Origin of the sequence: Streptomyces sp. IBSBF 3136 (genome assembly GCF_036815105.1) — a bacterium.
Taxonomy (GTDB): Bacteria; Actinomycetota; Actinomycetes; order Streptomycetales; family Streptomycetaceae; genus Streptomyces.
In genome coordinates this window covers 1-9572 of sequence record NZ_JAJSZC010000252.1, presented here as the reverse complement: position 1 = coordinate 9572, position 9572 = coordinate 1, and the positions used below count along the sequence as shown (strand labels likewise).

General features: G+C 74.3%; 14 protein-coding genes. 7 read left to right on the top strand and 7 right to left on the bottom strand.

The annotated features are described in order from the left end of the window. Positions 1 to 592, bottom strand: a 592-nt coding sequence (locus tag V7E45_RS34750; RefSeq protein ID WP_333778238.1) for a carboxylesterase family protein, incomplete at its 3' end; no start/stop codon positions are given. Between the two features lie 198 nt (positions 593 to 790). Here V7E45_RS34750 and V7E45_RS34745 point away from each other — a divergent pair. The 3 genes from V7E45_RS34745 (at position 791) to V7E45_RS34735 (ending at position 2757) form a co-directional block, all read left to right on the top strand. Continuing rightward, complete coding sequence (locus tag V7E45_RS34745; protein WP_333778237.1) at positions 791 to 1396, top strand: TetR/AcrR family transcriptional regulator; 606 nt, start codon at positions 791 to 793, stop codon at positions 1394 to 1396. Next, on the top strand, positions 1393 to 2427 hold the full coding sequence (locus tag V7E45_RS34740) for a DMT family transporter (RefSeq protein ID WP_333778236.1): 1035 nt from the start codon (positions 1393 to 1395) through the stop codon (positions 2425 to 2427). The genes V7E45_RS34745 and V7E45_RS34740 overlap by 4 nt, the downstream gene beginning before the upstream one ends. Before the next feature lie 126 nt (positions 2428 to 2553). Beyond that, positions 2554 to 2757 (top strand): hypothetical protein, encoded by a 204-nt coding sequence (locus V7E45_RS34735; RefSeq protein WP_333778235.1) that lies wholly within the window; start codon positions 2554 to 2556, stop codon positions 2755 to 2757. A 108-nt stretch (positions 2758 to 2865) separates the two neighbouring features. On the opposite strand, the gene V7E45_RS34730 is transcribed toward V7E45_RS34735, so the two are convergent. From V7E45_RS34730 to V7E45_RS34720, 3 genes are all read right to left on the bottom strand, one after another. Then, positions 2866 to 3129, bottom strand: a complete 264-nt coding sequence (locus V7E45_RS34730; RefSeq protein WP_333778234.1) for a hypothetical protein — start codon at positions 3127 to 3129, stop codon at positions 2866 to 2868. Beyond that, complete coding sequence (locus V7E45_RS34725) at positions 3126 to 3989, bottom strand: isocitrate lyase/PEP mutase family protein (protein ID WP_333778233.1); 864 nt, start codon at positions 3987 to 3989, stop codon at positions 3126 to 3128. Before V7E45_RS34725 ends, V7E45_RS34730 begins: the two co-directional genes overlap by 4 nt. Before the next feature lie 161 nt (positions 3990 to 4150). Then, on the bottom strand, positions 4151 to 4807 hold the full coding sequence (locus V7E45_RS34720) for a ThuA domain-containing protein (RefSeq protein ID WP_333778232.1): 657 nt from the start codon (positions 4805 to 4807) through the stop codon (positions 4151 to 4153). A gap of 131 nt (positions 4808 to 4938) precedes the next feature. Between V7E45_RS34720 and V7E45_RS34715 the strand changes: the two genes are divergently transcribed. From V7E45_RS34715 to V7E45_RS34705, 3 genes are read left to right on the top strand one after another with little or no spacing between them, the layout of a single operon-like run. After that, complete coding sequence (locus tag V7E45_RS34715) at positions 4939 to 5763, top strand: helix-turn-helix domain-containing protein (RefSeq protein WP_333778231.1); 825 nt, start codon at positions 4939 to 4941, stop codon at positions 5761 to 5763. Beyond that, on the top strand, positions 5760 to 5945 hold the full coding sequence (locus V7E45_RS34710) for a DUF397 domain-containing protein (protein WP_333778230.1): 186 nt from the start codon (positions 5760 to 5762) through the stop codon (positions 5943 to 5945). Before V7E45_RS34715 ends, V7E45_RS34710 begins: the two co-directional genes overlap by 4 nt. A gap of 8 nt (positions 5946 to 5953) precedes the next feature. After that, a complete protein-coding gene (locus tag V7E45_RS34705; RefSeq protein WP_333778229.1) occupies positions 5954 to 6583 on the top strand; it encodes a VOC family protein in 630 nt (209 codons plus the stop codon). On the opposite strand, the gene V7E45_RS34700 is transcribed toward V7E45_RS34705, so the two are convergent. Further along, positions 6580 to 7617 carry a hypothetical protein gene (locus V7E45_RS34700; RefSeq protein WP_333778240.1) on the bottom strand — a complete coding sequence of 346 codons (1038 nt, stop codon included), beginning with the start codon at positions 7615 to 7617 and terminating at the stop codon, positions 6580 to 6582. The genes V7E45_RS34705 and V7E45_RS34700 overlap by 4 nt on opposite strands. 148 nt (positions 7618 to 7765) lie before the next feature. Here V7E45_RS34700 and V7E45_RS34695 point away from each other — a divergent pair, with 148 nt between their 5' ends. After that, complete coding sequence (locus V7E45_RS34695; protein WP_333778228.1) at positions 7766 to 8170, top strand: VOC family protein; 405 nt, start codon at positions 7766 to 7768, stop codon at positions 8168 to 8170. Here V7E45_RS34695 and V7E45_RS34690 read toward each other — a convergent pair. After that, positions 8150 to 8839, bottom strand: coding sequence for a helix-turn-helix domain-containing protein (locus V7E45_RS34690; RefSeq protein ID WP_333778227.1), 690 nt, complete (start codon positions 8837 to 8839; stop codon positions 8150 to 8152). The two genes, V7E45_RS34695 and V7E45_RS34690, sit on opposite strands and share 21 nt — an antisense overlap. A gap of 10 nt (positions 8840 to 8849) precedes the next feature. Further along, a partial coding sequence (locus tag V7E45_RS34685) for an AraC family transcriptional regulator (protein WP_333778226.1) occupies positions 8850 to 9572 on the bottom strand: 723 nt, incomplete at its 5' end.

Below are 9572 nucleotides of genomic sequence, written 5' to 3'. Positions count from 1 at the left end.
CCCCACTCCCCCCGCGGCCCGGCCGCCGGGGGGGGGGGGGGGGGGGGGGCCCCCCGCGGGGGCCCCCCCCGGTCTCGTGCACCCATCGCAGTGCGGCGAGCTGGTCGCGCAGGCCGGGGTTGGGGGGAGCGTCGGGGAAGAGGCCGTAGCCTTCGACGCCGAGGCGGTAGTTGACGGAGACGAAGACGATTCCGTCGCGGGCGAAGGTGCGGCCGTCGTAGACGGGTACGGCCGAGGATCCCCTGGTCAGGGCGCCGCCGTGCAGCCAGACCAGGACGGGCAGCCGGGCGCCGGGGCCGGGTGCGGGGGTCCACACGTTGAGGTTGAGGCAGTCGTCGCCGGATATGACCGGGTCGGAGAGGTAGCGGGCGAACGCCTCGGAGTACGGCGGTTTCGGAGCGGTGGGCCCGAAGGCGCCGGCGTCGCGCACTCCGTCCCAGGGCTCGGGCGGCTCGGGCGGCCTGAACCGCCGGGGGCCGAAGGGCGGGGCGGCGTACGGGATGCCCCGGAACACCGAGATGCCGTGCTCGTACCGGCCGCGGACGGCCCCGTGGCGTGTTCCGACCACGGGGCCCGTCTGGTCTTCCGTCATCGCCCACCAGCCCTTCGCCGTGCCAGTGCCGTTCACAACAGAGCACCACACCGCACGGATGTATTCCGGTGCACAGACCCTGGGCTGCGCCGTCGGGGTGACGGCCGGGTGGTGGCCGTCCCGTGCGGGCAGCGGGACAGCCGCCCCGGCCATGGCTTACATTAGATAGACCGACCTACCTAGTCATGGAGATGGCGCATGGGTGAGACCGAGACGAGCGCGACGGCGTCCGGGAGGCGGCGTCCCGCCCGGGAGCGCTTGCTGGCGGCTGCCGCCCGGCGCTTCTACGCGGACGGTGTGGCCGCGACCGGCATCGACACGATCACCGCCGAGGCGGGCGTGGCGAAGATGAGCCTGTACAACAACTTCTCCTCCAAGGCCGAGCTGGTGCGCGCCTATCTCGACGCCCGGCACGAGGAGTGGCTCGGCCTCTACCGGGCCCGGCTGGAGCGGGCGCCCGGACCGCGCGAGGGTGTGCTCGCGGTGTTCGACGCGTACGCCGATCACGCGGAGTTCGCGTACGAGCGCGGGTTCCGCGGCTGCGGTCTGCTGAACGCCGCCGCCGAGCTGCCCGCCGGTGACGAGGGCCGGGCGGTGGTGCGCGCGCACAAGGAGGAGGTCGAGGGGCTGATCGCGGGGCATCTGGCGGAGCTGCTGCCCGACCGCCCCGGCGAGGCGCGTGCGACGGCCGAGCACCTCGCGTTCCTTCTGGAGGGCGCGATGGCCCGCGCGGGTCTTGAGGGCGACGGCGACCGTGTCCGGCACGCCCGGTCGATCGCCGTCGCACTGCTGGACCGGCTGTGACGGGCGGCGGGCGGGGCGGTTCCGCGGGGATCGGCGCGCTGTGCGTGCTCGCCGCCTCCGTGCTGTGGGGCACGACGGGCACGGCGGCCACCCTCGCGCCCGAGGTGGGCCCCCTCGCCATCGGTGCCGTCGCGATGGGCCTGGGCGGACTGCTCCAGGCGCTGTTCGCCGCGCCCCGGATCGCCCGTCACCGCACGGGTCTGCGCGAGCGGCGCGGCACGGTGCTGCTCGGCGCGGTCTCCGTGGCGGTCTATCCCCTGGCGTTCTACAGCTCCATGCACCTGGCGGGGGTCGCCGTGGGCACGGTGGTGTCGATCGGCACCGCCCCCCTCGCCTCGGCGCTGATCGAGCGCGTGGTGGACGGCCGCCGGCTGACCCGCCGCTGGATGCTCGCGGCCTCGCTCGGCCTGCTGGGCACCGTCCTGCTGTGCGTCGCCGAGGCCGCGCACGCCATCGACGGCGGCGGCGGCGGCGCCGACGGTGGGCGGTCGGCCTCCGTGCCGGCGACGCTGCTCGGTGTCGGCCTCGGGGTGGTGGCCGCCGCGACCTATGCCCTGTACTCGTGGGCGGCGCACCGGCTCATCACCCGCCGGATCCCCTCCCGGGCGGCGATGGGTGCCGTCTTCGGTCTGGGCGGCCTGTTCCTGCTGCCGGTCCTGCTGGTCACCGGCGCGCCGCTCGTCGCGTCCTGGTCCGACGCGGCGGTGGGTACGTACATGGCGCTGGTGCCGATGTTCACCGGTTACGTCCTGTTCGGCTGGGGCCTCGCCCATGTGCCCGCCAGTACCGCCACCACCCTCTCGCTGCTCGAACCGGCCGTCGCGGCCGTCCTCGCCGTCCTGGTCGTCGGTGAACGTCTGCCCGCCACCGGCTGGTTGGGCGTCGCCCTCGTCATCGCCTGCCTGGCCGTGCTCACCGCGCCGACGGGCGGCGGCTTCCGCCGGGACCGGCGCATGGCCGCGCACCGCGCCGGCGACGCGGTCCGGGACGGGGCGGCCCACCGGACCGCCGGCGCGGACGGCGGCAGGTGAGCGCCCCGGGGCGGGCGGGCCGAGCCGCCGGCCCGGCGGGTGCGCCGGGCCGGTACGGGCGGCGCCGGCCTTCGCTCGTTCGGGCGGACCGCGGTGACCGCCCGCGGTGGGGGCCGTTCTCCTGGCATGAGCCCCTCCTCGCGCGGTGCGGCGGCCTTGGCCGCGGTCGCCGTCGCCCTGGTCACCGCCTACGGCACGGCTGAGGCCGCGAGCCGGACCGTCGCCCCCGCTCTGCACCGCACCACCGTGGTCGCGCCGGGCGGCGGGCACGCCCCGCAGGAGGTCGTCGAACCCGGCGGGAACGGCCGCCCGGCCCCGGGCGAGGACTGACCGGGCGCCGCCCGCGCGGGGTGACGCGAAGGGGCGGCGGATCCACGGGACGCGCCAAGGGCCGGGCAGCCCCGCACGGGTGCCCGGCCCTTCACGCTCGATGTGCCGTCAGTCGTCCTCGTCCGCCGGGTGCTCGCCGAGCATGGCCTGGATGGCGTCCACCGCGCTGCCGTCGTGGTCGCTGCCGGCCGTACCGCTGCCGGTCTGCACGTTCGCGGTGCGGTCGACCTCCAGGATGGAGTCGGCGTGCGAGTTGTCGATGACGGTGACCAGGCTGCCGCCGTTGGCCACGGCGGGCACGGCGGCGGCGCCGAGGAGCGCCGCCGCGATCATCGTGGCGGCCCCGAACCGGGGCCCGGGGCCGGCCGTCACACGCCCACGCCCTCGGGCAACAGCCGCTCGGGGGCGATGTTGCGCTCCAGCAGGCTGGTCGACGCCTTCACGCCGACCCCCGCGGACGGGTCCAGCCGCGGCAGCCGGCCGTCGGCCGCCTTCAGGTCGACCAGCGCGGAGTTCATCGCCTCGTGGGCGGCGAACAGACAGGGGGTGCTGTAGATCGCGACGTCGACGCCGAGGTCGGACAGCTCGCCGAGCGACAGGCGCGGCGACTTGCCGCCGGCGATCTGGTTGAACAGCAGCGGCTTGCTGCCCACGACCTCCCGGATGCGCCCGATCCACTCGACGCTGCGCACCCCGTCGACCAGGACCACGTCGGCGTCCGTAGCGGCGAGCCGCTCCGCGCGGTGCAGGATGTCGTGCTCGTCGGTGGCGTCCGTACGGGCGACGACGACCAGGTCCTTGCGGGCCTGGAGGACCTTCTCCAGCTTCTCCAGGTACTCGTCCAGCGGCAGCACCTGCTTGCCGTCGGCGTGCCCGCAGCGGCGGGGCCGCTTCTGGTCCTCCAGGATGACCCCGGAGGCGCCGATCCGTTCCAGTCCCTCGACGACGTGGCAGGCGACCTCGGGGTCGACGTACCCGTCGTCGATGTCGACCAGCAGGTGGTGGTGCGGGAACGCGCCCCGCAGCCGCTGGACGAAGGCCACCATGTCCGGCCATGCGATGAAGCCGATGTCCGGCAGGCCGTAGTACGAGGCCGCGAAGCCGAAGCCCGAGACGAACATCCCGTCGTAGTGCTTGGCCGCGATCGACGCCGAGTACATGTCGTACACGCCGATCAGCGGTGTGGTCCCGGGCCCGGCGATCCGCTCGCGCAGCTTGTTTCCGTAACTCAAGGTCCGGCTCCTCCAGTGGGTGGGTGGCGCGGGGCCGGGGTCCGGTCCACCGCGTCTCGACGCCCTTTACCAACACAAGAGCTTCCCTGGGTACGCGCATGACCCGCGCTGTACACCGGCTTTACTCACCCCGATGGCGGAACGGGTTCACCGCAGAAACGTCACTCGGGGAGCCGTGCCGCCCAGGCGAGGCCGCCGCGGAGGTGGGCCAGGAAGTCCGGGTCGCGCCACGCCTCGGCGGCGTGCCCGAAGGCCGTGTAGAACACCCGCCCCGCCCCCTGCGGCCGGCACCAGGCAAGCGGGTGGTCGGCCCCCATCCCGCCTCCCTCGTACGACGCCTCGTCCGCGCGCAGCAGCACCCTCACCCCGTCCCGGCGCCTGGGGCCGGAGCGGAAGTCGTACCACTCGTCGGTGAAGTCCCACACGCCGGGCAGGTGCCGGGTGGCGGGGTGGGCCGGGTCCTCCACGACGGCCTTCCCCGGCTGGTACGCCGGATGCCGGTCGAACCGGGCGCCGAGCAGTTCGCCGTAGTACGGCCAGTCGTACTCCGTACAGGCGGCCGCGTGCACGCCGGTGAAGCCGCCGCCCGCCTCGACGTACTCCGCCAGCCGCAGCCGTCCGGCGGGGGTCAGCACCGTGCCGCTGGTGGAGAGGAAGACGACGGCCGCGTATCCGGCCAGGGGCCGCTCCAGGTCCGCCGGGTCCTCGCTGCGCTCGACCGTGAAACCCCCGAGCCCGCGAACGGCCTCCACCGCGTCCGGGATGGAGTCGTGCCGGTAGTCGGTGGTCCGCGTGTACACGAGGATGCGAGGCGCCATGGCAGACGTATGGCGCACGCCGCCCGGAACTACACACCCGAGAAGGGGATTTCGGCGTTCTGGCGACAGGACGTCACACACTGTATCCATCATGGGACGGTACGTACGCGAGCGGGTGGGAGCGCGACCGCATGGGGACGACTCGACGGGCACGGAAGAACGCCTCGGCGATGAAGATGGTGGGGGCACTGCTCGCCCTCCATCGCGAGGCGGCCGGGTACACACAGAGCGCGCTGGGCCGGCGGTCCGTCCTCGGCGAGGAGATGATCGCGTCGATCGAGCAGGGCAGACGGCCACTGAAACCGGACGTCGCCGAGCAGCTCGACGAACTCCTGGACACCAAGGGGACGTTGTCGGTCGCCGTGAGCAGGATGCCCGAGGTGGATCTTGTCCCGATGTGGGCGGAGGAGTATCTGGCTCAGGAACGGGAGGCCATCGTCATCTCGTGGTACGAGAGCCTGCTGGTGCCCGGGCTGTTGCAGACGGAAGCGTATGCACGGGCGGTGTTCAGCAGCCGCGTGCCGGTCTACGACGATGACGAGATCGACCAGTTCGTGGCGGCGCGCATCGAGCGGCGCGAGATCCTGCACCGCAAAGTGCCGCCGACCGCGAGCTTCGTGATCTGGGAGGCCGCGCTGCGGGACCAACTGGGCGGGCGGGAGGTCCATGTCGAGCAACTGAGGCACCTGCGGGAGTACGCCGGTATGAAGGGGATCTCCGTGCAGGTGCTGCCGCTCGGCCGGACCTCGCATGCCGGGCTGGAAGGCCCGTTCATCCTCCTGGAGACTCCCGAGCACCAACGACTCGCGTACAGCGAGACGCAGCGTGGCAGCACCTTGATCGGCGATCCCGACGAGGTGGGGATCGTGACCCAGAAGTATGCGATGCTGCGGACGCAGGCCCTCAACACCGAGGACACGCGGGACCTGTTGGACCGTCTGCTAGGAGAGCAATGAGCGACACCGCACCCGAGTGGTTCAAGTCGAGCTACAGCAGCGGCGAAGGCGGCGCCTGCCTCGAAGTCGCCCTCCGGCCCACCTCCATCCACATCCGCGACTCCAAGACCCCCGCCTCCCCGCACCTCACGGTCACCCCGGCGGCCTGGGCCGCGTTCCTGAAGCTGCCCGGCAGGGGCTGAGGCGGGGCATGAGCCGTATTCCGCCGCTGCTCGACCACCTCGTCCTGGCCACACCCGAACTGGGCGCGACCGTCGCCGAGTTCGAGCGGCGGACGGGGGTGGCGCCCGCGCCCGGTGGAGTGCACGTGGGGCTCGGCACCCGCAACTACCTGGTGTCGCTCGGCGGGCGGAGCTATCTGGAGATCATCGGTCCGGACCCGGAGCAGCCGGAGCCGGTGGAGCTGCGGCCGTTCGGGGTCGACCGGCTGGCCGGGCCGCGCACGGTGACCTGGGCGATCAGTCCGCCCGATCTGGACGCGACGGTCACCGGTGCCCGCGAGCACGGCCATGATCCGGGGCCGGTCCACCCGATGAGCCGCCGGACCCCCGACGGCACCCTGCTGCGGTGGCGGCTGACCGACAGCGGCACCGCGCACCACGGCGGGCTGGTCCCCTTCCTCATCGACTGGGGCGATTCGGTGCACCCGACCGGCTCGGGGCTGCCTGTCACGCCGCTGCTCGAGGTCACGGCCACCGCGCCCGACCCGGCCGGGGTGCGGCTCGCGCTGGCCGCGCTGGGCACCGAACTCACGCTGAGCGAGGGTCCGTTCGCACTGTCCTTCACGGTGGGGACACCACGGGGCCCGGTGACCTTCTAGAACAGCTCGGCTTCGTCCCGCAGCCGGTCGTAGACCTCGCGCAGCCACGGGCGGTGGACCTCGGGGAGCCGGGCCAGGGTGCGCAGGAACACCTGCCGGTCGGGGCGGAACACCCAGTTCGGGTGGGACGGCAGCGGGTCGTCGCGCCGCACGTCCCGGGGCAGCCCGCCGGTCACCGGCAGCAGCGACCGGTCCTCCGGGAAGGCCAGGCCCAGCCACACGTCGACGGGCAGCGGTACGGTCGCCGGTGCGCCTGGCGGCCGCCATGGCTCCCCGGTCCGGGGGTGCACCGGGACCGCGGCGATCTCCGCGCCGTCGGGGTCGGGCCGGCCGGGCCCGGCCAGGGAAAGCGTCCGCGTCGGCCGTCCGGGCGGGAGGAGCGGGGTCAGGGCGCGGCCGAACATGTCGGTGAGGAGTCCGGCGGGCAGGGCGACGGGTTCGCCGGCCGAGGCCGCAAGCAGGTGGGCGAGGGCCGCGCCGGCGGCCGCCTCCCATTGGGGGCTCCAGTGTCCGGGCTGCTCGACGGGCGGTGTGCCGCGCTCCCCGGCGAGCAGGGTGGTCCAGTCGGCGGCCCGGGGCGCGGGGCCCTGGATGCGGCGAACGGCGGTCGGGTCGAGCCAGACGGCCTGCCAGATCGAGCAGTCGTCCATCCGGGTCGCCACTGCCCGGCCGCAGCCCTCGCAGGCGAGGTTCGGGCCGTCGCGGCCGTCCAGGCCCATGCAGTAGCCGTCGCACCGGCCCGGGATGAACACGGTGGCGCGGGTGTCGCCCGGCGCGACGGCGACCGCGCCCGGTGGTCCGGAGGGAAGGGAGTGCACGGGGGCGAACACCCCGAGGGCCGCCGCGGCTTCCTCTCCGACCTCGTCCCAGAGGCGCCAGGGCCCGCCTCGGGGTTCCGGGTCGACCGCGTAGGTGCCCGGTTCCATCAGGGCGGGCAGCATCGCGTGCCCGTAGGACTGGTGGGCGCGCACCGGAAGCGCCACCCGGGTCACCGGAGCGGTCAGCTCCGTACCGCACCGCCCGCACACGAACATGTCGGCCAACAGCCACTCCCCCGCCCCAGATCAGTCGGATCATCGTGGCGGCGGTGGGGGTCCGCAACCGGTTATGCGTCGTGCGGGCCGGGCAGGCGTGTCCGATTCGTTCAAGACCGGCCGCCACGGGTCCGCCTACGGTGCGTGCATGACTCCACGATTCGCCGTGATCGGCGTGGTGGCCTCCGATCTGGCCGCCTCGCTCGCCTTCTACCGTCGCCTCGGCCTGGTCTTTCCGGACGGGGCCGAGGAACAGCCGCATGTCGAGGCCGAGTTGCCCGGTGGGCTGGTGCTCGCACTGGACCCCGAGGCGACCGTCAGGTCGTTCCATCCCGAGTGGCGGGCGCCCTCCGGTGGGGGGCGGGTCGCGCTCGCCTTCCGGTGCGGTTCGCCCGCCGAGGTCGACGCCGTGTACGAGGATCTGGTGGGCGCCGGGTACCACGGGGAGCTGAAGCCGTGGGACGCGTTCTGGGGGCAGCGGTACGCCACCGTGCACGATCCCGACGGCAACGGCGTCGATCTGTTCGCGCCGCTAGCCGCCGGGGCCGAGTAGCGCGCCGAGCGTGGTGCCCGCGAGTTCCCTGACGTCGCGGGCGAGGTGGGGCTGGTCGGCGTAACCGGCGCGGGCCGCGGTCTCGGCGTACGGGACGCCGGAGCGGGCGAGGTCGAGGGCGCGCCGCAGGCGCAGGATGCGGGCCAGGGTCTTGGGGCCGTAGCCGAACGCGGTCAGCGAGCGGCGGTGCAACTGACGGGCCCCGATGCCGAGTTCGTCCGCCGTCGCGGCCACCGGGCGGCCCGCGTCCAGGCGTTCGACGAGCCGGCGCAGGAGCGGGTCGGGGGGCGCGGCGCGGGCGGCCAGGTCCAGGGCGATGTCCTCCAGGGCGGTGGCGGGGTCGGGTGCGGCCGCGAGGCGGTCGCGCAGGGGTCGTACCCGCCCGGCGGGCCACAGGTCGGTCAACTCCACGCGGACGTCACGCAGTTCGTGGGCCGGGACGCCGAGCAGGGTGGGTGCGGTGCCGGGATGGAAGCGGACGCCCGCCCAGGCGCGGGGCGGGCCTGCGGGCACGTGGGCGCGGGTGTCGGGGCCGGCGACCAGCAGCCGGCCCTCGCTGTACAGCAGGTCCATGCAGCCGTCGGGCAGCACCGGACGGACGGCGGGGTCCTCGGGGGTGCGCCACCACACCACCGCGCCGGTCAGCCGGGCCGGCCGCTCCTGGTACACGTGGGCCAGGCTACGCCGCCCGGGCGCGGTGTTCCTGGGGGCTGACGCCGTAGACCCGTTTGAAGGCGCTGGAGAGCGCGAACGCGCTGCCGTAGCCGACCTGGCGGGCGATGGCGGCCAGGGTGTCGTCGGTGTCGCGCAGGCGGTCGGCGGCGAGGGCGAGGCGCCAGGCGGTGAGGTGGGTCATGGGCGGCTCGCCGACCAGTTCGGTGAAGCGGCGGGCCAGGGCCGCGCGGGAGACGCCGGCCTTGGCGGCGAGCGCGGACACGGTCCAGGGGTGGGCGGGGTCGTCCTGGATGAGGCGCAGAGCGCGGCCCACGACGGGGTCGGCGAGGGCCCCGTACCAGCCGGGCGCGGCGGCTTCGGGGCGGGAGAACCAGGCCCGCAGGGCGCTGATGACTAGCAGGTCGAGCAGGCGGTCGAGGACGACTTCCTGGCCGGGTTCGTCGCGGACGACCTCGTCCATGAGCAGCGGGGTGAGCGGGCTGGGCGAGGTCTCGGCCGGGAGGGTCAGCAGGGATGGCAGGGCGTCGAGGAGGCGGCCGCTGATCTCGCCGCGCATCAGGTAGGTGCCGATGAGCATCACGGTGGGGGCGTCCGGGCGGTCGCCCCAGGTGCGGACGCCGAGGTCCATCGTGCCGTTGAGGGGGCGGCCGTCGGGGTGGTGGCACTCGCCGCCGGGCAGGATCAGCGCCTGCGGGGCGGTGCCGGGGGCGTCGGCGCAGGTGTAGGG

What these genes read in the sequence shown, in the direction of transcription:
- V7E45_RS34745 (WP_333778237.1), top strand. Translation starts at nt 791, where the DNA reads ATGGGTGAGACCGAGACGAGCGCGACGGCGTCCGGGAGGCGGCGTCCC.
- V7E45_RS34735 (WP_333778235.1), top strand. Translation starts at nt 2,554, where the DNA reads ATGAGCCCCTCCTCGCGCGGTGCGGCGGCCTTGGCCGCGGTCGCCGTC.
- V7E45_RS34720 (WP_333778232.1), bottom strand. Translation starts at nt 4,807, where the DNA reads ATGGCGCCTCGCATCCTCGTGTACACGCGGACCACCGACTACCGGCAC.
- V7E45_RS34715 (WP_333778231.1), top strand. Translation starts at nt 4,939, where the DNA reads ATGGGGACGACTCGACGGGCACGGAAGAACGCCTCGGCGATGAAGATG.
- V7E45_RS34710 (WP_333778230.1), top strand. Translation starts at nt 5,760, where the DNA reads ATGAGCGACACCGCACCCGAGTGGTTCAAGTCGAGCTACAGCAGCGGC.
- V7E45_RS34705 (WP_333778229.1), top strand. Translation starts at nt 5,954, where the DNA reads ATGAGCCGTATTCCGCCGCTGCTCGACCACCTCGTCCTGGCCACACCC.
- V7E45_RS34700 (WP_333778240.1), bottom strand. Translation starts at nt 7,617, where the DNA reads ATGTTCGTGTGCGGGCGGTGCGGTACGGAGCTGACCGCTCCGGTGACC.
- V7E45_RS34695 (WP_333778228.1), top strand. Translation starts at nt 7,766, where the DNA reads ATGACTCCACGATTCGCCGTGATCGGCGTGGTGGCCTCCGATCTGGCC.